Annotated in this window: 18 protein-coding genes, 1 tRNA gene, 3 rRNA genes and 1 riboswitch; of the genes, 19 read left to right on the forward strand and 3 right to left on the reverse strand. The window is 52.1% G+C overall.

The window, feature by feature from the left end; translation table 11 throughout:
• Nucleotides 1–5 precede the first annotated feature (5 nt).
• The 10 genes from gspG (at nucleotide 6) to cysQ (ending at nucleotide 7123) form a co-directional block, all read left to right on the forward strand.
• On the forward strand, nucleotides 6–440 hold the full coding sequence (gspG, locus tag ACXAGQ_RS08210; RefSeq protein ID WP_475253148.1) for a type II secretion system major pseudopilin GspG: 435 nt from the start codon (nucleotides 6–8) through the stop codon (nucleotides 438–440).
• A 9-nt stretch (nucleotides 441–449) separates the two neighbouring features.
• Entirely contained in the window at nucleotides 450–1040 is a 591-nt protein-coding gene (gspH, locus tag ACXAGQ_RS08215; RefSeq protein ID WP_475254703.1) for a type II secretion system minor pseudopilin GspH, read from the forward strand.
• On the forward strand, nucleotides 1037–1414 hold the full coding sequence (gene gspI / locus ACXAGQ_RS08220; RefSeq protein ID WP_475253150.1) for a type II secretion system minor pseudopilin GspI: 378 nt from the start codon (nucleotides 1037–1039) through the stop codon (nucleotides 1412–1414). Before gspH ends, gspI begins: the two co-directional genes overlap by 4 nt.
• A gap of 46 nt (nucleotides 1415–1460) precedes the next feature.
• Nucleotides 1461–2087, forward strand: a complete 627-nt coding sequence (gene gspJ, locus ACXAGQ_RS08225) for a type II secretion system minor pseudopilin GspJ (RefSeq protein WP_475253152.1) — start codon at nucleotides 1461–1463, stop codon at nucleotides 2085–2087.
• Nucleotides 2077–3105: a type II secretion system minor pseudopilin GspK gene (gspK, locus tag ACXAGQ_RS08230; RefSeq protein WP_475253154.1), complete on the forward strand. Its 1029-nt coding sequence runs from the start codon at nucleotides 2077–2079 to the stop codon at nucleotides 3103–3105. Before gspJ ends, gspK begins: the two co-directional genes overlap by 11 nt.
• The gene (gene gspL, locus ACXAGQ_RS08235) at nucleotides 3074–4348 is read left to right on the forward strand and encodes a type II secretion system protein GspL (RefSeq protein WP_475253156.1); all 1275 of its coding nucleotides are present in this window, start codon (nucleotides 3074–3076) and stop codon (nucleotides 4346–4348) included. Before gspK ends, gspL begins: the two co-directional genes overlap by 32 nt.
• Nucleotides 4345–4821, forward strand: a complete 477-nt coding sequence (locus ACXAGQ_RS08240) for a type II secretion system protein M (RefSeq protein WP_475253158.1) — start codon at nucleotides 4345–4347, stop codon at nucleotides 4819–4821. Before gspL ends, ACXAGQ_RS08240 begins: the two co-directional genes overlap by 4 nt.
• Before the next feature lie 2 nt (nucleotides 4822–4823).
• Nucleotides 4824–5582, forward strand: a complete 759-nt coding sequence (locus tag ACXAGQ_RS08245; RefSeq protein ID WP_475253160.1) for a type II secretion system protein N — start codon at nucleotides 4824–4826, stop codon at nucleotides 5580–5582.
• A gap of 144 nt (nucleotides 5583–5726) precedes the next feature.
• A complete protein-coding gene (gene nudE / locus ACXAGQ_RS08250; RefSeq protein ID WP_475253162.1) occupies nucleotides 5727–6278 on the forward strand; it encodes an ADP compounds hydrolase NudE in 552 nt (183 codons plus the stop codon).
• Between the two features lie 8 nt (nucleotides 6279–6286).
• Nucleotides 6287–7123 carry a 3'(2'),5'-bisphosphate nucleotidase CysQ gene (cysQ, locus tag ACXAGQ_RS08255; protein ID WP_475253164.1) on the forward strand — a complete coding sequence of 279 codons (837 nt, stop codon included), beginning with the start codon at nucleotides 6287–6289 and terminating at the stop codon, nucleotides 7121–7123.
• A 64-nt stretch (nucleotides 7124–7187) separates the two neighbouring features.
• Here the strand turns inward: cysQ and sthA are convergent, their stop codons facing one another.
• On the reverse strand, nucleotides 7188–8603 hold the full coding sequence (gene sthA, locus ACXAGQ_RS08260; RefSeq protein WP_475253166.1) for a Si-specific NAD(P)(+) transhydrogenase: 1416 nt from the start codon (nucleotides 8601–8603) through the stop codon (nucleotides 7188–7190).
• Nucleotides 8604–8920: 317 nt separating this feature from the next.
• Between sthA and fabR the strand changes: the two genes are divergently transcribed.
• Nucleotides 8921–9553 (forward strand): HTH-type transcriptional repressor FabR, encoded by a 633-nt coding sequence (fabR, locus tag ACXAGQ_RS08265; RefSeq protein ID WP_475253168.1) that lies wholly within the window; start codon nucleotides 8921–8923, stop codon nucleotides 9551–9553.
• Between the two features lie 23 nt (nucleotides 9554–9576).
• Entirely contained in the window at nucleotides 9577–9948 is a 372-nt protein-coding gene (locus ACXAGQ_RS08270; protein WP_475253170.1) for a YijD family membrane protein, read from the forward strand.
• A 60-nt stretch (nucleotides 9949–10008) separates the two neighbouring features.
• On the opposite strand, the gene trmA is transcribed toward ACXAGQ_RS08270, so the two are convergent.
• Nucleotides 10009–11115 (reverse strand): tRNA (uridine(54)-C5)-methyltransferase TrmA, encoded by a 1107-nt coding sequence (gene trmA, locus ACXAGQ_RS08275; protein ID WP_475245801.1) that lies wholly within the window; start codon nucleotides 11113–11115, stop codon nucleotides 10009–10011.
• Between the two features lie 146 nt (nucleotides 11116–11261).
• Nucleotides 11262–11487, forward strand: a riboswitch (cobalamin riboswitch).
• A gap of 39 nt (nucleotides 11488–11526) precedes the next feature.
• Here trmA and ACXAGQ_RS08280 point away from each other — a divergent pair.
• From ACXAGQ_RS08280 to murI, 3 genes are all read left to right on the forward strand, one after another.
• Nucleotides 11527–13341, forward strand: coding sequence for a TonB-dependent receptor domain-containing protein (locus tag ACXAGQ_RS08280; protein ID WP_475253172.1), 1815 nt, complete (start codon nucleotides 11527–11529; stop codon nucleotides 13339–13341).
• A gap of 62 nt (nucleotides 13342–13403) precedes the next feature.
• A complete protein-coding gene (locus ACXAGQ_RS08285; protein WP_475253174.1) occupies nucleotides 13404–14096 on the forward strand; it encodes a Dph6-related ATP pyrophosphatase in 693 nt (230 codons plus the stop codon).
• Nucleotides 14097–14174: 78 nt separating this feature from the next.
• Complete coding sequence (murI, locus tag ACXAGQ_RS08290) at nucleotides 14175–14960, forward strand: glutamate racemase (protein ID WP_475253176.1); 786 nt, start codon at nucleotides 14175–14177, stop codon at nucleotides 14958–14960.
• On the opposite strand, the gene ACXAGQ_RS08295 is transcribed toward murI, so the two are convergent.
• Nucleotides 14932–15381, reverse strand: a complete 450-nt coding sequence (locus ACXAGQ_RS08295; RefSeq protein WP_475253178.1) for an RNA recognition motif domain-containing protein — start codon at nucleotides 15379–15381, stop codon at nucleotides 14932–14934. The two genes, murI and ACXAGQ_RS08295, sit on opposite strands and share 29 nt — an antisense overlap.
• 446 nt (nucleotides 15382–15827) lie before the next feature.
• Here ACXAGQ_RS08295 and ACXAGQ_RS08300 point away from each other — a divergent pair.
• From ACXAGQ_RS08300 to rrf, 4 genes are all read left to right on the forward strand, one after another.
• Nucleotides 15828–17380: ribosomal RNA gene (locus ACXAGQ_RS08300) — 16S ribosomal RNA — on the forward strand.
• Nucleotides 17381–17472: 92 nt separating this feature from the next.
• Nucleotides 17473–17548 (forward strand) — tRNA-Glu (locus ACXAGQ_RS08305).
• A gap of 274 nt (nucleotides 17549–17822) precedes the next feature.
• Nucleotides 17823–20710: ribosomal RNA gene (locus ACXAGQ_RS08310) — 23S ribosomal RNA — on the forward strand.
• An 84-nt stretch (nucleotides 20711–20794) separates the two neighbouring features.
• Nucleotides 20795–20910: ribosomal RNA gene (rrf, locus tag ACXAGQ_RS08315) — 5S ribosomal RNA — on the forward strand.
• Together the 16S, 23S and 5S rRNA genes with 1 tRNA gene alongside form the textbook arrangement of a ribosomal RNA operon.
• Nucleotides 20911–20982: the final 72 nt, after the last annotated feature.

A 20982-nucleotide genomic window follows, 5' to 3' on the forward strand; every position in this document is an offset into this window, starting at 1 on the left:
TCTCAATGCAACGCAAACAACGCGGCTTTACGCTGCTGGAAGTCATGGTCGTGATCGTTATCCTTGGGGTATTGGCCAGCTTGGTCGTACCTAACCTGTTAGGGAACAAGGAAAAAGCCGACCAGCAGAAGGTCGTGACCGATATCAGTGCGTTAGAGCAGTCATTGGACATGTACAAGCTGGACAACAGCGTGTACCCAACGACCGACCAGGGCCTTGAAGCGCTGGTCAGCAAGCCGTCTTCTAGCCCTGAGCCACGCAACTACCGTGACGGTGGCTACATCCGCCGCCTGCCGAATGATCCATGGGGCAACCCGTACCAGTACGTGATGCCTGGCGAGCACGGCCCGGTTGATATCTTCAGCCTGGGTGCTGATGGCCAAGAAGGCGGCGAAGGTGTCAATACCGATATCGGTAACTGGAACATGCTGGACTTCTAAGTTGTGATGATGCCTAAGCGTGCAGCGGGTTTTACCCTGATCGAGATACTGTTGGTGCTGGTGCTGCTGGCAACCAGTGCAGTGGCAGTCATCGTGGCCTTGCCCGAGAGCAAGGAGGATAAAGTCAGGGAGGAAGCTGCGCGCTTTCATTACCTCGTCCAGCTGCTGGGCGAGGATGCCTTGCTCAACGGTTACGACTACGGTGTCCGGGTTGAGCGTAACCGTTACCAGTTTCTTCAGCTAACCAGTCAGGAATGGCAGCCAATGGAATCGTCAAAGTTCTTCACCGAGGTGGAGATGCCCGAGGAGATCCGTTTGGTTGTCGAAATTGGCAGTTACTCCTGGCAGGACAAGGATCGCCTGTTCAAGCCGGGTTCGCTGTTTAACGAAGACTTGTTTGCTGAGCAAACTGACAAAGACAAGATTAAACCACCGCAGGTGGTGGTGATGGCCAGTGGTGAATACACCCCTTTTACGCTGGAGTTTGAAGTGAACGGCGAAAACCAGTTCTGGCGGGTACAGGCCGATGAGCTGGGGCAGCTGTTCCTGCTGCCGCCGGGCGAGACCATTGCCAGCGTGCAGGAGAATGACCAGCCGTGAAGCAGCTATCATCAGCCCGGCGCACCCGGGGTCTGACCTTATTGGAAGTGCTGGTGGCCTTGGCCGTATTTGCAACAGCCGCCTTGAGTGTCATGAAAGCGGTCAGCCAGCACCTCAACACGCTCGGCTACCTTGAGGAAAAAACCTTTGCCGCCATGGTGGCAGATAACGAAATGGCCAAGATCCGGCTGTCGGGGGAGATCCCCACCTCGACCAAACGCGGCAAGTCAGAGTTGGCCGGGCGCGACTGGTACTGGTCGATTAAAAGTACCCAAACGGCAGATGGCTTCCTGCGGGCGCTGGACGTCACGGTAGCGACAGATGAAGCACGCAAGCAGTCGGTGGTGACGCTGAGAACTTATGTTGAGAATTAAAACGACCTCTGACCCGCGAGAACCACGCCTGCGAGGTATTAAGCAAATGGGTTCCAGGCAAGCCGGTTTCACCTTGCTCGAAGTGCTGGTGGCAATTGCGGTGTTTGCCATGCTGAGCCTGTCTGCCTACCAGGTGATGAACGGGGTGCAGCGCAGTGACGAGCAGTCGCGCGAGCACAGCGAGCGGCTCAAGGATATCCAGCGGGCGATGGTTGTGATGGACAATGATTTCCGCCAGGTGGTGGCCCGCAAGGTTCGCAACCAAGGCGAAACGGCCAGCGATCGGATTTTCCAGAGCAGTGAGTACCTGCTGGACTCGTCGAGCTTTGGTATTTTGTTCACCCGTACCGGTTGGCAGAACCCGCAGCAGATGTTCCCGCGCGGGGAAAACGTCAAGGTCGGTTACCGGATTGTCGACGAGCAGCTTGAGCGGGTCTGGTTCCGCTACCCTGACAGCGTAGTGGGCACCGAGGCATTGGTTCGGCCTATCCTGTCTGGGGTCGAGGAGCTGTCATTTCGTTTTTACAGCGAGAAGAAGTGGCTGGAAACCTGGAATAAGCCTGCGGCGCTGCCGGAGGGGGTAATGATCAAGCTGACCCTAGAGGACTACGGGGATATCGAACGGGTCTACATGCTGCCGGCCTCGGTACTGGAGGCGAGCGATGACACATAAGTTCGCCCCGCCCAAACAGCAACGTGGCGTCGCATTGATTGTGGTGCTGCTGCTATTGTCGATGATGACCTTGCTGGCGGTGCAGATGACCGAGCGGCTGCACCTGAATTTTTACCGGGTCGAAAACCAAATCCAGAACCAGCAGGCTTATTGGTTTGCACAGGGAATGGAAGAGTTGGCCAAAGTGGCGATCAAGCAAGGCATCGACGATAGCGACACGGTCAACCTGAGTCAGGCGTGGGCGACCCAGGGCCAGCGCTATCCGCTGGAGGGTGGCGAGGCTATCGGCGATATTATCGACCGCCAGGCCTGCTTTAACCTCAATGCCCTGTCTGGCGTGCAGCCGACAACTGGCAGCAGTACCAAGCCGTTTATTGTCACCGCACTGCAGAACCTGATCGAAGAGACCGGGGTTGATAGCTACGAGGCTGAGGTGGTGGCAGATTCGGTATGGGAATACGTTGATACCGACGAAAGGGTCAACGCCGCCTTTGGCGCAGGGGACAGTACCTATGAAGGCTTCCGCCCGCCTTATTTGCCACCGCGTGACTGGATGGCCGATGTCAGTGAGCTGCGCGCGGTCAACGGGGTATCGGCTGCCATTTTTGACCGGGTGCGCCAACAGGTATGTGCGATCCCGACCACGACGCTGGCGATAAATGTGAATACGCTGTTTGAGCAGCAGGCGCCGATTTTGGTGGCGCTGTTCTCTCCGAGGCTGTCTTTGTCGGACGCCCAGAAGCTGATTGCCGACCGGCCATATGACGGTTGGGATAGCGTGGAAGATTTCCTCGGGGAGTCGCAGCTAGGGGCAATTGATGCCACGGTCAAAGATCAGGCCAAGGAATTTTTGGCGGTCAGCAGCGATTATTTTCAGATGGATACCGAGGTATTGGTCGATCGGTCCAGGGTGAGGCTGGTGGCCTTGCTCAAACGAGATAGTGAAGACACGGTGACGGTAGTCCGTCGCCGTTATGGAGGAATCAGTGAGCGAATTTCTGACAATCAGGCTAAGTAGCCGTGCTGACCAGCCGGTGCAATGGCTTGTCTGGTCGCCACAACAAAACGAAGTGATCGCATCGGGCCAGCTGGATGCGATCAGCCAGCTTGGCGAGATAGCCGATTATGCCAGCCAGCGTGTAGTCTATGCGCTGGCCCCGGCTGCCGATGTATTGATGACCGAGGTGGCTATCCCGGCAGGCAGCAGCCGCCAGCTATCTGCGGTATTGCCATTCTTACTGGAAGAAGAGCTGGCCCAGGATGTCGACAACCTGCATGTTCACCTGTTGCAGAAAAGCGGTGATACCGCACAGGTGGCGGTGGTCGAGCACCAGAAAGTCGCGCTGTGGCTGGCGGCATTGCAAGATGCCGGTATTGAAGTCAAGGCGCTGCTCCCAGACTGTTTGTGCCTGCCGTTATTCGATAATGGTTTCACAGCCGCCGAGCTTGATGGCATGTGGTTGATCCGCCAGTCTGAATCACTGGGGATTGGGGCTGAGCGTGCCTGGCTGGCACCGTGGCTTGAATCGCAGCAGCTGGCAGTGGATGACGATGCTGAAGAAGCTGGTGCTGACGACGAGGAAAGCGAGGCAGAAAATGACGAACCTGCCTCCGGCAAAGAGCTTGTGGTGCATTATTACACCCCGGCACCGGAGAATATGCTGGGCCAGTGGGTGGCGGAAACACCAGAGCTGGTAATGCAGTTGCTGGCGCAAGGTGCGGACGGGAGCAAGGTGAACTTGCTGTCTGGCCAGTACAAGCAGCAGCCGGCATGGCGCAAGTTTCTCAAGCCTTGGCGCAAAGTGGCTATTGCTGCTGGGCTATTGGTCACCGTAATGGTGGCCGAGCACGTTATCTCGGTACAGGCAATGGAAGAGCAAGCGCAGGCATACAAAGCCGAAAGCGAGCGGATTTTCCGCCAGGTGCTGCCCCAGTTCCAGCGAGTGCCGTCGCAGAGTTACCTCAAGCGCCAAATGGACAGCGAGTTGTCCCGCTTGGGCGGCGGTGGTGGCACGGAAGGTATCTTGTACTGGCTGGCAGAATTGCAGCCATCACTGGCTAAGGTATCCCAGCTGTCGGTGCAGAACTTCCGTTATGATCAGAACCGCAATGAAATGCGCTTCCAGGCCGTTGCTTCGGAGTTCCAGCATTTTGAGCAGCTCCGAACCCTTTTGGATGAAGACTTTGACGTAGAGCTCGGCCAATTGAACCGGGAAGGTAACCAGGTCAGCGGCGCTATCGTGCTAAGGAGAAAATCATGAACGCATGGTGGAAAGGGCTAAGCCAGCGTGAGCAGCGCTTGGTGCTGGGCGGTGGGGCAGCCCTGTTTGTCGCCGTACTTTACTGGGGGATCTGGCAGCCATTGGCAACCAATGCCGAGAATGCCGAGCGCCGCCTGCAGACTGAGCGACAGCTGCTGAGCTGGGTATCGACCAAGGCCGATGAAATCCTGTCGCTGCGTGGTTCAAGCGGATCGACGGGCTCGGTCAGCGACAAGGGCTTGAACCAGGTCGTCAATGAGACAACCCGCCAGTTCAATATTGAATTGATCCGTATGCAGCCGCGCAGCGAAGCGGTACAAGTATGGGTACAGCCATTGCCGTTTAACACTCTGATTAACTGGCTGGCTTTTTTGCGTGATGAGCATGGCATTGATGCCCAGTTTTTGGATGTATCGAAAGCCGACCGCGCAGGTGTGGTCGAAGTTAACCGCTTGCAGTTGGGGCGGGGGTAGACGTGAAGTATAAGTTATTGCTGGGCGCCTCGTTTGGCGCAGTGTTGGTCGGCAGCCTGGTGGCACATATCCCTGCGAGTTGGGTATGGCAGCAGGTACCGGCAATCCAAGGGCTGGATGTGTCTGGTATTCGCGGTACCCCGTGGCAGGGGGCGGCGAGCCAGATCCGTTGGCAAGGAAAGAACTTTGGCCGGATGCAGTGGGATATGCAAATACTCTCTTTGCTGACCGGCAAATTGAAAATGGACGTCCGTTTTGGCCAAGGCAGTGAAATGAACCTGCGAGGCCGTGGGCTGGTGGGCTATGGCAGCAGCGGGCCATTTGCCGAAAACCTGCTGGTTTCCATGCCAGCAAGTGAAGTTGTTAAGTATTCACCCATGGCGCTGCCGGTGGTGGTGAATGGCAACCTTGAGCTGACACTCCGGGATTACCGGTTCGAAGCGCCATACTGTGCCCAGCTGGACGGTGCCTTGGCATGGACGGCGGCTCAAGTGTCTTCTCCGCTGGGGGCGTTGGATCCCGGTCCGGTTATCGCCGATTTGACCTGTGACCAAGGCAAGCTGGTGGCCGATGTCGCCCAGTCTTCCGATGATGTGGCAAGCGAGTGGCAAGCCTCCCTTGCCCCCGGCAACACGTATTCACTGGCGGGTTGGTTCAAGCCGGGGGCGCAGTTCCCTCCTCAACTTGGCCAGCAACTCAAGTGGCTGGGCAACCCCGATCCCAAGGGGCAGTACAAGATTTCGTACAGCGGACGCCTATAAACGTAATACCCGACTTTGTTAGTCGGGTTAACGTTTTCCTTACAAATTACTTTATTTCCTTCGCGGCATACCATTAAATAGCAGTTATTGTCTTGGTTGCCGCTTCAAAGGCGGTAGCCCGCTATCCCTGGAATAGGACACTACATGGCTGCGGAACACAACAAACCTGAAATCTTGGCAACGGAAGTGGTTGCCCAATCCCGATTGTTCAAGATTGAGTCGCTCGATTTGCGCTTTTCCAATGGCGTTGAGCGCACCTACGAGCGGATGAAGCCATCAGGGCGCCATGCAGTATTGGTCGTGCCGGTGACCGAGCAGGGCGACTTGCTATTGATCCGGGAGTATTCCGCTGGCACAGAACGTTATGAACTCGGTTTCCCCAAAGGGCTGATTGACCAAGGTGAATCGGCAGCAGAAGCGGCAAACCGCGAGCTCAAAGAAGAGATTGGCTTTGGGGCCAAAGCATTGCAGCCGCTCAAGGAAGTGGTGCTGGCACCGTCTTATTTTTCGAGCAAGATGACCCTTTTCCTCGCCCAGGATCTCTACCCGGAGCAACTTGAGGGTGATGAGCCTGAGCCATTGCAAATTGTGCGCTGGCCACTAAGCCAGGCTGAAGAGCTGCTGCACCACATGGACTTTGCCGAAGCCAGAAGCATCACAGCCTTGTTCCTGGCCCTGAAGCAACTTGGAAAATAGGAGCGAATATGGATTTATCTCACCTGTTGCCACAAGTTATCGATATTGCCCGTTCTGCCGGGCAAGTGATTCTGGACATCTACCAGCGTGGTCAATTCGAAAAGCACGTTAAGAATGACAATACCCCGGTGACCAGTGCTGACTTGGCTGCGCATAAGTTGGTGGTTCAGCGTTTATCGGAGTTAACACCGGATATTCCTGTGCTGTCGGAAGAAGATGCCGATGTGCCATTGGCCGAACGTGCCAATTGGCAGCGCTACTGGCTGGTGGATCCGCTCGATGGTACCCAGGAATTTATCGCGGGAAGTGGTGACTTCGCGACTATCATTGCTTTGGTCGATAACAATACCCCGATAATGGGGGTGGTCTATGCGCCGGTATCTGGCGTGGTGTATTACGCCTATAACGGTAAAGGGGCATGGAAAACAACACCGGAAGGTGAAACGGTGCGTATCTCCACCCATAAGCATGAGCTGCCGACCCAGTCTATTGCCGTGGCGATCAGCCGCCGGCAGGATATCAGTGCCATCACCAACCGCTTGGATCCTGCCCTTAATTATGATTTGGTACCGCTTGGATCGGCAGCGCTCAAGTCCTGTTTGGTAGCCGAAGGGGCAGTAGACTGTTATTTGCGCCTAGGGCCAACCGGAGAATGGGACACGGCTGCGACCCAGTGCATTGTCGAGCAAGCGGGAGGCCGGATCCTCAATACCCACCTAACGCCTCTGTCCTATAACGAGCGCGATACACTAGAGAACCCTAACTTTATTACCCTGGGCGATGAGAGCCTGCCATGGTCATCGATCCTGACTCCCGATAACCGTTTGATGGGAATCAGTCATTAGGTAATAAAAACGGAGCCAACTGGCTCCGTTTTTGTTTAGTGCTGTATCACATTCTTAGAACCGGTCAGAACAACCGGTTCAGGCCATTGAGGGCGGCGACCCTGAAGGCTTCAGCCATGGTCGGGTAGTTGAAGGTGGTATTGACGAAGTAATTGATATTATTACCTTCCCCCTTCTGCTCCATGATCGCCTGCCCGATATGGATGATCTCGGCGGCACGTTCACCAAAGCAGTGGATCCCGAGGATCTCCCGGGTTTCTCGGTGAAACAATATCTTCAGGCTGCCGACTTCCGTACCGGCGATCTGGGCCCGGGCCAGGTGCTTGAACTGAGAGCGCCCCACCTCGTAGGGGACTTTTTCTGCTGTTAACTCTTGTTCGGTTTTACCCACCGAGCTGATTTCCGGAATGGTATAGATCCCGGTAGGGATATGGTCGATAAGCTGGCCTTCGGCGGCACCGCTGGCAATGGCCTGTGCGACAAAGCGGCCTTGGTCATAAGCGGCACTGGCAAGGCTTGGGTAGCCAATCACATCACCGACGGCATAGATATGCTCGACATCGGTACAGTAGTTATGGTTGACCTTGAGCTGGCCGCGGGAGTCGGGTGTCAGGCCGACTTTGTCCAGGCTGAGCTTATCGGTATTACCGGTTCGGCCGTTGGCATAGAGCAGGCAATCGGCACGCATCTTCTTGCCGGATTTAAGGTGCAGGATCACCCCGTCTTCGGTGCCTTCTATTTGGTCGTAGACTTCGCCATTGCGGATCATCACCCCGCTGTTCCAGAAGTGGTACGACAGCGAGTCGGAGATTTCGTTATCGAGGAACTCCAGCAGTCGGTCCCGGGTGTTGATCAAGTCCACCTTGACCCCGAGGCCACGGAAAATAGAGGCATACTCGCTGCCGATGACACCGGCACCATAGATGATGATATGGCGGGGGTCATGTTTGAGCTGCAGGATTGAATCGCTGTCGTAGACTCGGCTATGGCTAAAGTCAACATCGCTCGGCTGGTAGGGGCGTGAACCGGTGGCGATGACAAACTTATCGGCACTGTAGTGCTCCCGGCTGCCGTCGGGCTTTTTCACCACGACGCTGTGGCTGCCGGTAAAGCAGGCTTCACCGAAAATGATCGAACATTGGTTGCGGTCATAAAAGCCCTGGCGCATCCGGGTTTGCTTGTTGACCACATCCTGGGCATGGCCGAGGATCTGGCTAAAGGTACTGTGCAGGGTCGAGTTGTTCTTGCAGTAGAGCGGGTTTTGGTTGTATTCGATGATCCGGCTGACAGCATGGCGCAGTGCTTTGGAAGGAATGGTTCCCCAGTGGGTACAACCGCCACCAACACTGTCTTCACGCTCAATGATTGCCACATTGAACCCGGCTTTGGTCAGCCCCATGGCCGCCCCTTCTCCACCTGGACCACTGCCAATGATAATGGCATCAAAGTGTTGGGTTGAAGAGTGTTTGCTTTTCGTCATGCTTGGCCTTATTTATCATCCTTGCAACATTGCTACCGTGTTATTTTAACTTCTTATAAAGCTAGGTAGAATTGATGTGCTGCGATAGAGAGCGGAGGATCACGTTGCCGATTCAATTTTGCAGCAAAAATTGGAGGTAGGTGGGGGTTTTCGTTGTCATCTTTCCCATGGTGGAGTTTGTGAGCAACCAGAAAAACTGGCAAGAACCACTTTGATTAAGCGCCAGTCAGGATTTACTATGTTTTGATGGCAGTGAAAAAGCGCGTATAGTGGCTATCGATGTGACGCAAGATAATTCAAAGAGAAACAAAAACCCCATGGGAATCAGGGCTCAGCAGAAAGAAAAAACCCGCCGTTCGCTGATTGATGCTGCCTTCAATCAGCTCAGTGCTGAACGCAGCTTTTCTAACTTAAGCTTGCGGGAAGTGGCCAGGGAAGCCGGTATTGCGCCGACTTCATTTTACCGCCACTTTAAAGATATGGATGAGCTTGGTCTGACAATGGTCGATGAAGGTGGCTTGATCCTTCGCCAGCTAATGCGCCAGGCTCGTCAGCGTATTGCCAAAGAGGGCAGTGTGATCCGTACTTCGGTGGAAACCTTTATGGAGTTCATCGAGAGCAGCCCGAACGTTTTCCGGTTGCTATTACGTGAACGCTCGGGCACTTCACCGGCTTTCCGTGCTGCTGTGGCACGCGAGATCCAGCATTTTGTCGCAGAGCTGACGGAATACCTCGTAGCCAAAACCGGTGTCACCCATGATGAGGCGTTTACCCAGGCAGAAGCCTCGGTGACCTTGGTCTTCAGTTCGGGGGCAGAAGCGCTGGATTTGGACAACCATGCTCGCGGTGAGCATGCAGAAAGATTGATTCTGCAATTGAGAATGATTGCAAAAGGTGCTTATTGGTACCGTAAAGAGCGTGAGCGAAGAGAGCTCAGGCAAAAACTCTAACTTTATTATGTTGGTGAAAGGATATGAACAAGGAACAAACTAAAGCTGAACGCAAAACGCTGGTACTGTCATTGCTAGCCGGCCTGTGTGGTAATGCAACACTGGCAGTATTTACTTCGAGCGCAGTGGCGTTTTCTGTCTTCCCAGTGATTGCATTCGCATTGGCTCTGTACTGCCTGTACCAGGAATACCTGAGCAAGCCAATGGCGGAAGGGACGCCTGCTATCGCATTTGCCTGTTTCCTCGTCGGTGCATTTGGCTACTCTGGCTTTGTCCGTGCCCAGGTGCCAGACATGGGCTCGAACTACTTCCAACTGATCGTATCGCTAAGCTTGATCATCTGGGTGGCGTACAAACTTGGTATCATGTCACCTAAATCACAGTCTGAAGCTTAATTGCCCTAAGACACCGCGATTAAAAAAGGCGCCATTGGCGCCTTTTTTGTGTTTATTGGATTACTTACGCTCGAGCAGTACCCCAGCTTCCATGTGATGGGTATACGGGAATTGATCAAACAGGGCAAAGCGAGTAATACGGTGCGTTTCAGACAAAATCTCCAGGTTGTCTTTCAGCGTATCCGGGTTGCACGAGATATACATAATACGGTCATAGCCCTGCACCATGCGGCAGGTACCTTCATCCATACCGGCACGTGGCGGATCAACGAAAATCGTGTTGCAGTTGTAGCTTTGCAGGTCGATGTTCTGATCTTTTAGGCGGCGGAACTCGCGGCGGCCTTCCATTGCATCGGTAAAGTCCTCTGCAGACATACGGATGATTTGCACATTGTCGATATTGTTCACGGCAATATTGTACTGCGCCGAGTCAACTGATGGCTTCGCCAGCTCTGTCGCCAGCACTCGCTCGAAGTTCTGGGCAAGGGCCAGTGAGAAGTTACCGTTACCGCAGTATAGCTCCAGGAGATCGCCTTGGCTTTCCTGAGTGCAGTCAACCGCCCATTCCAGCATCTTCTGGGCCACTTCGCCGTTTGGCTGGGTGAAGCTGTTTTCCACCTGCTTGTAAGTCAGTACACGGTCGTTAACCTGTAGCTTTTCGATGACGAACTCTTGGTCTAGGACAATCTTCTGCTTACGGGCACGACCAATGAAGTTCAGGTTGAAGCCTTCATCATTCAGGCGTTGTTTCAGTGCCTTGGCTTCTTTCTCCCACTCGGCATCTAGCTGGCGGTGGTACAGCAGGGAAACCAAAATTTCACCGCTTAAAGTCGATAGGAAGTCTACCTGGAACAGCTTGTGGCGAAGCGCTTTCACAGGTTTCAGTGCGTCAACCAATAAAGGCATCAGGTCATTGATCAGGCGGCTCGCTGCCGGGAACTGATCCACGCGGTACTTCTCGCGTGTCTCCTGGTTGAACATGATGTAGTAAAGATCTTCGCCTTCATGCCATACGCGGAACTCAGCACGCATACGGTAATGTTCGGCAGGAGAGGCAAACACCTCAAGCTCAGGTGTATCAAAATCGGCAAAGATATTTTGAATACGCGCTGCCTTTTCATCTAGCTGTGGTTGGTACTCAGCTGGATTGATAGTGGTGGATGCCATAGAGGTTGCCTCAAACTGCTCAAAATAAGAGCGCCAGATTTTATTGCATTGTTGACCGATGTCCAGTGTTGCGCCAGATAAAATAGTGAATACCTCTATATTTTGTCCCTGCGGCAATAACCACTAGACAATCGAATGTAGGATAATTAGCATGCAATTGCGCTGGTTAGCCTGCTTGCAGGCTGGGGAACACGGTGAAATTCCGTGACTGACGCGCAGCGGTGAAAGAGAACGAAAGCACATGGACGTTAAGTTCCGAACACTGCTTCTACAACCTGTGCAATGCAGGTGCCTGAAGTGGGAAGTTGTTGCCTAGGTGGCCGTCCGGCCATGCTCTTAAGTCCGAAGACCGACCAGTGTACCGAGCCAAACAGCGGCTCAGTAATAAACGCGACTTAGGATATCTAAATAATGAAAAAAACGCTTTTAGCAGTGGCGTTGGCACCCTTGTGCCTGCCGTCTTTGGTTTCCGCTGAGGCTTCTTCTGATGAAGTCATGGTGGTGACTGCCAATCGATTTGAGCAATCTGTCAAAAATGTTATTGCCCCCGTTTCTATCGTCACCAAAGAAGAGATTGATGCGATTCAGGCCAAGTCTCTAGCAGAGGTCTTGCGCCGTCTGCCGGGCGTGCAGGTTGTCTCCGGCGGGTATGGTCAGAACACTGAAGTGTATGTTCGCGGTACCTCATCTCGTCATCTATTGGTGATGATCAATGGTGTGCGTATTGGCAGTGCCACGCTTGGCAGTGCTGATTTTAGCCAAATTCCTTTAACTGGTATCGAGCGAATCGAATTCATTCGTGGCTCACGTGCTGCTTTGTATGGCTCTGATGCCGTGGGTGGTGTGCTAAACATCATCACTGAGTACCAGTCTGGCGAGCAATTGGCACAAGTTACAGCTGGCGCTGGCAGTGATGGTTATTATCAACTTGGTGGATCTGTAGCTGGTTCGCTGGGGGAAAGTAGCTGGGGCAAATTGGCAGTTAAAGGTGAAGAGGCTGATGGCTTCTCGGCACGCAAGCCACCCTTTGAACAAGATGATGATGGCTTTAAGCAGAAAAATGTTGTTGCGGAGCTAGGAACCCAGTTGAATGATAACTGGAAGTTGAGCCTGCAAGGTTATTATCACGACGGTGAGGCAGAATACGATGACGCGTATGGTGCCCCAAATGCTCAAAGCGAAGCCTCCCTATATAACGTGGCAGCTAAAGCAGGTTACACCACAGATGACTTTATTAGTGAAGTGACAGTTGCCCAGAACCAGGATGAAGCACGCAACTTCAGCGATATCAGCGCCGGAAGCAAAATTAAAACCAAGCGAGATGTGGTGAATTGGCAAAACCATTACCAACTTAATTCAGACCTTGAGTTTGGTGGCGGTTTTGAGTGGTACCGTGACTCGGTATCCAACAGTACGACAGTCCTTGCCGAGGATGAACGTGACAATACGGCGCTGTACCTGACTTCTATTTACCGTAACGACATGGGCTTGCAGCTTGAAGGCAGTGTGAGGACAGACGATAACGATAGTTATGGGCGTAATAACACTTGGCAGTTAGCTGCTGCCTACTCTTTCCTTTCTAACTATCAGATCTCTGCCAATGTGGGGACAGCGTTCAAAGCTCCGACGTTTAATGACCTTTACTGGCCAGACTCCGGTAACCCGGATCTAGAGCCAGAGGAGTCAACCAACTACGAAGTGTCATTATCGGGTTCACACCAGTTGGTAGACTGGCGGGTAACGGCCTATCAGTCTGAGATTGATCAGCTGATCGCTTGGGCGCCTATTGAGCCAGACAGTTTGATATGGAAGCCGATGAATGTCGACGAAGCCGAGATAAAAGGGGTAGAGCTGACGGCAGGGTTTAATACCGGTCCGCTTTACCACGATGTTAGCTACGACTACTTGGATGCCGAGGATAGTAAAACTAACAAGCAGCTGATCCGCCGTTCTAAGCACAATGCCAAGTGGAATGTCTCTTATTTGCTTGATCAATGGCAATTCGATGTCAGTGCATTGTACAAAGGCAAGAGTTATGAAGATGCTGCCAATACAAATAGCTTGGATGCATATACTTTAGTGGATTTGGCCGCCAGCTATTACTGGAGTGATAACCTGATCTTGCGCGGGCGGGTGGCAAACTTGTTTGACGAAGACTACGTGGCTAAGGATACCTTTAACGTCCAAGAGCGTAGCTACTACGCCACCGTAACCTATCAGTTCTAACCTCATAAAAAGCCACCTGCTGGTGGCTTTTTTCTTGGAGCCATTTCTTTGGAGTCGTAGTGATGCGTCCACTTAAAACCGATACCCCTGAAACCTATCCCCTTAAAACTATTGTCAGTTGGTCTTCCGGCAAAGATTCGACCCTTACCCTTATTCGTCTCTTGGAAGATCCCCGCTATGAGGTAGTGGGTCTTTATACCACCTATGTGGAAGACGAAGTCCCGTTCCAGGCGACCCCTTTGGGTGTTGTTCGGGCCCAGGCTGCTTTGACAGGTCTACCATTAGTAGAAATACCTTTACCAGAGGTGTTCCCACCAAATGATGTTTATCAGTCAAAGGTGATTGATGGTTTGCGGGCTAGCGGGCTGGGCGTAGAGGCTGTCGCTTTTGGGGATATGTTTTGCAACGGCATTGCCGATTATCGCCGTAGCTATATAGAGCCAGCTGGCTGGCAATGCGTCTTCCCCTTGATGGGGCAAGACAGCCATGTGCTCGCAGATGAAATACTCCAACGCGGGATCAAAACCCTGCTGACAACTATTGATACCAGCCAGTTAGATGGAGCTTTCTGCGGCCAGTGGTACAGCAAAGCGCTTCTTGGGGAATTGCCAACAGGAGTCGACCCATGCGGAGAGGATGGTGAATTTCATACCCTTGTTGTTGAGGCGCCATGTTTTGATGGCGCATTGAAACTGAAATTAACGGAAATAGAAAAACAGAGTCGTTTTCATTACCAGCGCTATTGTCTCACTTAAATATCGTCGTTGTTTTGGCGAAGTCTACAATTCACAGTATGATGTTGCTCCTTGTGGGTGGTACGACAGAGAATAAGAGTGAAGCGGGTACTGATTTTTGATTCAGGTGTGGGTGGATTGTCCGTATATCAGGAAATATATGCGCAGTTGCCTAACGTTCAATATATCTATGCATTCGATGATGCAGCTTTTCCCTATGGCGAATTACCAGAAGATGAATTAATCGCGCGAACTCGTCATATTGTCTCACTGTTAGTCGAGCGCCACTGTGTTGACTTAGTTGTTGTGGCTTGCAATACCGCCAGTACTATTGTGTTGCCAACATTACGTGACGTTTTAGCTATTCCGGTTGTTGGTGTAGTGCCTGCAATTAAACCAGCAGCGATGCTTAGTGAGCGTAAGGTGATTGGCTTATTGGCAACACCGGCAACGGTACAGCGTGAATATACTGAGCTACTTATTAGTCAGTTTGCCAGCCACTGTGAAGTACTGAGAATAGGGTCTACACGATTAGTTGAAATGGCCGAGCAAAAGCTTCGCGGTCAGGCTATTTCAATTGCAGAGCTTGAAAAGATATTAAAGCCATGGCGCAACATGGTTGACTGTATTGTCTTGGGGTGTACCCATTTTCCACTAATTAAAGACGAAATCATTTTAGCACTGGATGGGGATGTTACGATTGTCGACTCAGGGCGGGCGATAGCCAATAGGGTGAAAGGTCTGCTGGGAGAAGTTACCGCAGCCAGTGCTGAGCCAAACCTTACATACAACAGTGCCGCTGGTAATAACACAGCGGCACTCAATAGTAGCTTGGCAGCAATGCAGCTAGAGCCTGTTAAGACTCTTCATTATCCCCGCCTTTAGGTTCATTGGCCTCACGGACTTTCAATGTACGCTGTCCGTACTCCTTGTCATTCAACTGAGCAATAGCGTTATCAGCATCGTTGCTGCTCATTACAACAAAACCAAACCCTCGTCTTTTACCTGTCCGTTTATCTTTCATTAAGCGGACAGCAAAGACTTCACCATGTTCGGAAAATAATTTCTTCACTTCAGTTTCATTGGCCCGGTAAGGCAGGTTACCAACATAGAGGGTTTTACTAGCTTGTGCGCTATTTGATTCTGCAGATGAAGATTGGGTAGGAATAAGCGGCAGGATATAAGCAGTACAAATAGCACCAAGCGCGAAGGCTATTCCGGGATAGATGGGGAGAAAACTAAATACTAAGCCCCCAACAACGGCGATTGCGAGAACCGGTATAAGAGATTGTTTGGATAAATTCATAAGTTAACTACATCGTCATAAGAAAAAAGAAAGAAGGCGTTATTGGTTATTTTAACAACAAAGTCACATTGATATTACTTTCATTGACTTTGAATTGCTAGATTGTGAGTGTGACGGCCCTCTAATGTTGAAATTAGAGGCGTTTATCTCACATTAGTTGAAATAATCAGCAGGTGGAAATTTTTTTAAAGAAAACCCTTGTCAGGCCGGCTCAAGTCTCTATAATGCCGCCTCACTGACACGGAGCACGGCAACTTAAGCCGCTAACCAATCAGTATTGTTCTTTAACAATTTGACCATGCAATCTGTGTGGGCACTCGTGAAATGATAGTCAACAAAAGAATTATCAATGAAACTGAGTGACCAAATCGAATCGCAAGATTCGGCACAGTCAATTCATTCATTACTTCGGTAATGGATTAACAGTATTCATTGAGCCAAAACTTTAATTGAAGAGTTTGATCATGGCTCAGATTGAACGCTGGCGGCAGGCCTAACACATGCAAGTCGAGCGGCAGCGACATCAACAATCCTTCGGGTGCGTTGATGGGCGGCGAGCGGCGGACGGGTGAGTAATGCCTGGGAATATGCCCTGATGTGGGGGATAACCATTGGAAACGATGGCTAATACCGCATAATCTCTTCGGAGCAAAGAGGGGGACCTTCGGGCCTCTCGCGTCAGGATTAGCCCAGGTGAGATTAGCTAGTTGGTGAGGTAAGAGCTCACCAAGGCGACGATCTCTAGCTGGTCTGAGAGGATGATCAGCCACACTGGAACTGAGACACGGTCCAGACTCCTACGGGAGGCAGCAGTGGGGAATATTGCACAATGGGGGAAACCCTGATGCAGCCATGCCGCGTGTGTGAAGAAGGCCTTCGGGTTGTAAAGCACTTTCAGTCGTGAGGAAGGCGTTATCGTTAATAGCGGTAATGTTTGACGTTAGCGACAGAAGAAGCACCGGCTAACTCCGTGCCAGCAGCCGCGGTAATACGGAGGGTGCGAGCGTTAATCGGAATTACTGGGCGTAAAGCGCATGCAGGCGGCTTGTTAAGCCAGATGTGAAAGCCCGGGGCTCAACCTCGGAATAGCATTTGGAACTGGCAGGCTAGAGTCTTGTAGAGGGGGGTAGAATTTCAGGTGTAGCGGTGAAATGCGTAGAGATCTGAAGGAATACCGGTGGCGAAGGCGGCCCCCTGGACAAAGACTGACGCTCAGATGCGAAAGCGTGGGGAGCAAACAGGATTAGATACCCTGGTAGTCCACGCCGTAAACGATGTCTACTTGGAGGTTGGTGTCTTGAACACTGGCTTTCGGAGCTAACGCGTTAAGTAGACCGCCTGGGGAGTACGGTCGCAAGATTAAAACTCAAATGAATTGACGGGGGCCCGCACAAGCGGTGGAGCATGTGGTTTAATTCGATGCAACGCGAAGAACCTTACCTACTCTTGACATCCAGAGAACTTTCCAGAGATGGATTGGTGCCTTCGGGAACTCTGAGACAGGTGCTGCATGGCTGTCGTCAGCTCGTGTTGTGAAATGTTGGGTTAAGTCCCGCAACGAGCGCAACCCCTATCCTTGTTTGCCAGCGCGTAATGGCGGGAACTCCAGGGAGACTGCCGGTGATAAACCGGAGGAAGGTGGGGACGACGTCAAGTCATCATGGCCCTTACGAGTAGGGCTACACACGTGCTACAATGGCGTATACAGAGGGCGGCCAACTTGCGAGAGTGAGCGAATCCCAGAAAGTACGTCGTAGTCCGGATTGGAGTCTGCAACTCGACTCCATGAAGTCGGAATCGCTAGTAATCGTGGATCAGAATGCCACGGTGAATACGTTCCCGGGCCTTGTACACACCGCCCGTCACACCATGGGAGTGGGCTGCACCAGAAGTAGATAGCTTAACCTTCGGGAGGGCGTTTACCACGGTGTGGTTCATGACTGGGGTGAAGTCGTAACAAGGTAGCCCTAGGGGAACCTGGGGCTGGATCACCTCCTTAACGATATGACTGCGTTTTACGCAGTGTCCACACAGATTGCTTGGTTGAAATGTAAAGAACATGTCTAGGTTCCCAAACCTAGAAAACACTTAGTCCCATTCGTCTAGAGGCCTAGGACACCGCCCTTTCACGGCGGTAACAGGGGTTCGACTCCCCTATGGGACGCCACTCTCTAAGGTTTCTTCCTTAAGAATCTTTAGAAAGTGGTTATCTGACGATAAACACATGCTCTTTAACAATCTGGAAAGCTGACTAGTAAATTGAATTTTCGAATTCAATAACTAATAGTTTTATCTCTCTTTATTAAGAGAAATAAAACGAGTTCTCAAGCAACACACATTCAAGTGTCTTGTGTAAGAGTCCGGCGAAACACAGTTCATCACATACTCAGATGAACAACCTTGGTTGTTGAGCCATACGAACAGACCCCTTGGGGTTGTATGGTTAAGTGACTAAGCGTACACGGTGGATGCCTGGGCAGTCAGAGGCGATGAAGGACGTGCTAACCTGCGATAAGCCAAGAGAAGATGGTAAGAATCACTATACTCTTGGATTTCCGAATGGGGAAACCCAGCTGCATAAGCAGTTATCAATGCGTGAATACATAGCGTATTGAGGCGAACCGGGGGAACTGAAACATCTAAGTACCCCGAGGAAGAGAAATCAACCGAGATTCCGGCAGTAGCGGCGAGCGAACCCGGATTAGCCCTTAAGCTAGTTTTGCGACAGGTGAATGAGCTGGAAAGCTCAGCGATACAGGGTGATAGCCCCGTAACCGGTAGCGCATTTCGAGTGAAATCGAGTAGGACGGGACACGTGATATCCTGTCTGAACATGGGGGGACCATCCTCCAAGGCTAAATACTCCTGACTGACCGATAGTGAACCAGTACCGTGAGGGAAAGGCGAAAAGAACCCCTGTGAGGGGAGTGAAATAGAACCTGAAACCGTGTACGTACAAGCAGTAGGAGCCCTTCGGGGTGACTGCGTACCTTTTGTATAATGGGTCAGCGACTTAATTTTAGTAGCAAGGTTAACCGTTTAGGGGAGCCGTAGGGAAACCGAGTCTTAACTGGGCGTTCAGTTGCTAGGATTAGACCCGAAACCAGGTGATCTAGCCATGGGCAGGTTGAAGGTGAGGTAACACTTACTGGAGGACCGAACCGACTAATGTTGAAAAATTAGCGGATGACTTGTGGCTAGGGGTGAAAGGCCAATCAAACCTGGAGATAGCTGGTTCTCCCCGAAAGCTATTTAGGTAGCGCCTCGGACGAATACTACTGGGGGTAGAGCACTGTTAAGGCTAGGGGGTCATCCCGACTTACCAACCCTTTGCAAACTCCGAATACCAGTAAGTACTATCCGGGAGACACACGGCGGGTGCTAACGTCCGTCGTGGAGAGGGAAACAACCCAGACCGCCAGCTAAGGTCCCAAAGTTATAGCTAAGTGGGAAACGATGTGGGAAGGCTCAGACAGCCAGGATGTTGGCTTAGAAGCAGCCATCATTTAAAGAAAGCGTAATAGCTCACTGGTCGAGTCGGCCTGCGCGGAAGATTTAACGGGGCTAAGCTATACACCGAAGCTGCGGCAATGCCTTTATAGGTATTGGGTAGGGGAGCGTTCTGTAAGCGGTTGAAGGTGCATCGTAAGGTGTGCTGGACGTATCAGAAGTGCGAATGCTGACATGAGTAACGATAAAGGGAGTGAAAAACTCCCTCGCCGGAAGACCAAGGGTTCCTGTCCAACGTTAATCGGGGCAGGGTGAGTCGACCCCTAAGGCGAGGCCGAAAGGCGTAGTCGATGGGAAACGGGTTAATATTCCCGTACTTCTTACTATTGCGATGGGGGGACGGAGAAGGCTAGGTGGGCCTGGCGACGGTTGTCCAGGTTCAAGGGTGTAGGCTGTAATCTTAGGCAAATCCGGGATTACACTAGGCTGAGACCCGATGTCGAGGTGCTACGGCACTGAAGTCATTGATGCCATGCTTCCGGGAAAAGCCTCTAAGCTTCAGATAGTAAGGAATCGTACCCCAAACCGACACAGGTGGTCGGGTAGAGAATACCAAGGCGCTTGAGAGAACTCGGGTGAAGGAACTAGGCAAAATGGTACCGTAACTTCGGGAGAAGGTACGCTGCCGGCGGTGACGAGACTTGCTCTTTAAGCTGCTGGCAGTCGCAGATACCAGGTGGCTGCAACTGTTTATTAAAAACACAGCACTGTGCAAAATCGAAAGATGACGTATACGGTGTGACGCCTGCCCGGTGCCGGAAGGTTAATTGATGGGGTTAGACTTCGGTCGAAGCTCTTGATCGAAGCCCCGGTAAACGGCGGCCGTAACTATAACGGTCCTAAGGTAGCGAAATTCCTTGTCGGGTAAGTTCCGACCTGCACGAATGGCGTAATGATGGCCACGCTGTCTCCACCCGAGACTCAGTGAAATTGAAATCGCAGTGAAGATGCTGCGTACCCGCGGCTAGACGGAAAGACCCCGTGAACCTTTACTACAGCTTGGCACTGAACATTGACCCTACATGTGTAGGATAGGTGGGAGGCTTTGAAACCGAGTCGCTAGATTCGGTGGAGCCGTCCTTGAAATACCACCCTTGTAGTGTTGATGTTCTAACGTCGCCCCGTTATCCGGGGTGCGGACAGTGCCTGGTGGGTAGTTTGACTGGGGCGGTCTCCTCCCAAAGCGTAACGGAGGAGCACGAAGGTGGGCTAATCACGGTCGGACATCGTGAGGTTAGTGCAATGGCATAAGCCCGCTTGACTGCGAGACTGACAAGTCGAGCAGGTGCGAAAGCAGGTCATAGTGATCCGGTGGTTCTGTATGGAAGGGCCATCGCTCAACGGATAAAAGGTACTCCGGGGATAACAGGCTGATACCGCCCAAGAGTTCATATCGACGGCGGTGTTTGGCACCTCGATGTCGGCTCATCACATCCTGGGGCTGAAGTCGGTCCCAAGGGTATGGCTGTTCGCCATTTAAAGTGGTACGCGAGCTGGGTTTAGAACGTCGTGAGACAGTTCGGTCCCTATCTGCCGTGGGCGTTGGATGATTGAGAGGGGCTGCTCCTAGTACGAGAGGACCGGAGTGGACGAACCTCTGGTGTTCGGGTTGTGTCGCCAGACGCATTGCCCGGTAGCTAAGTTCGGAATCGATAACCGCTGAAAGCATCTAAGCGGGAAGCGAGCCTCGAGATGAGTCATCCCTGAACCTATAAGGTTCCTGAAGGGTTGTTGGAGACTACGACGTAGATAGGCAGGGTGTGTAAGCGTTGTGAGGCGTTGAGCTAACCTGTACTAATTGCCCGTGAGGCTTAACCATACAACACCCAAGGGGTTTTTACGGACTCCACGAACACTTGGATGAGTGTCGAGAACATCAGCTTTCAAGATTGTAACGAATTTGCTTGGCGACCATAGCATTATGGACCCACCTGATCCCATGCCGAACTCAGTAGTGAAACGTAATAGCGCCGATGGTAGTGTGGGGCCTCCCCATGTGAGAGTAGGACATCGCCAGGCTTTGATTTTGGATAAGCCCGCTGGGTACAGCGGGCTTTTCTTTCGCTCCGACTGATTGCAATGTGAGCGACG

Source organism: Photobacterium sp. ABD4_091, from assembly GCF_056160145.1.

Excerpts from the sequence above, each read along its gene's own strand:
- gspG (WP_475253148.1), top strand. The coding sequence starts at position 6 with ATGCAACGCAAACAACGCGGCTTTACGCTGCTGGAAGTCATGGTCGTG.
- gspH (WP_475254703.1), top strand. The coding sequence starts at position 450 with ATGCCTAAGCGTGCAGCGGGTTTTACCCTGATCGAGATACTGTTGGTG.
- gspJ (WP_475253152.1), top strand. The coding sequence starts at position 1,461 with ATGGGTTCCAGGCAAGCCGGTTTCACCTTGCTCGAAGTGCTGGTGGCA.
- gspK (WP_475253154.1), top strand. The coding sequence starts at position 2,077 with ATGACACATAAGTTCGCCCCGCCCAAACAGCAACGTGGCGTCGCATTG.
- ACXAGQ_RS08240 (WP_475253158.1), top strand. The coding sequence starts at position 4,345 with ATGAACGCATGGTGGAAAGGGCTAAGCCAGCGTGAGCAGCGCTTGGTG.
- nudE (WP_475253162.1), top strand. The coding sequence starts at position 5,727 with ATGGCTGCGGAACACAACAAACCTGAAATCTTGGCAACGGAAGTGGTT.
- cysQ (WP_475253164.1), top strand. The coding sequence starts at position 6,287 with ATGGATTTATCTCACCTGTTGCCACAAGTTATCGATATTGCCCGTTCT.
- sthA (WP_475253166.1), bottom strand. The coding sequence starts at position 8,603 with ATGACGAAAAGCAAACACTCTTCAACCCAACACTTTGATGCCATTATC.
- fabR (WP_475253168.1), top strand. The coding sequence starts at position 8,921 with ATGGGAATCAGGGCTCAGCAGAAAGAAAAAACCCGCCGTTCGCTGATT.
- ACXAGQ_RS08270 (WP_475253170.1), top strand. The coding sequence starts at position 9,577 with ATGAACAAGGAACAAACTAAAGCTGAACGCAAAACGCTGGTACTGTCA.
- trmA (WP_475245801.1), bottom strand. The coding sequence starts at position 11,115 with ATGGCATCCACCACTATCAATCCAGCTGAGTACCAACCACAGCTAGAT.
- ACXAGQ_RS08280 (WP_475253172.1), top strand. The coding sequence starts at position 11,527 with ATGAAAAAAACGCTTTTAGCAGTGGCGTTGGCACCCTTGTGCCTGCCG.
- ACXAGQ_RS08285 (WP_475253174.1), top strand. The coding sequence starts at position 13,404 with ATGCGTCCACTTAAAACCGATACCCCTGAAACCTATCCCCTTAAAACT.
- ACXAGQ_RS08295 (WP_475253178.1), bottom strand. The coding sequence starts at position 15,381 with ATGAATTTATCCAAACAATCTCTTATACCGGTTCTCGCAATCGCCGTT.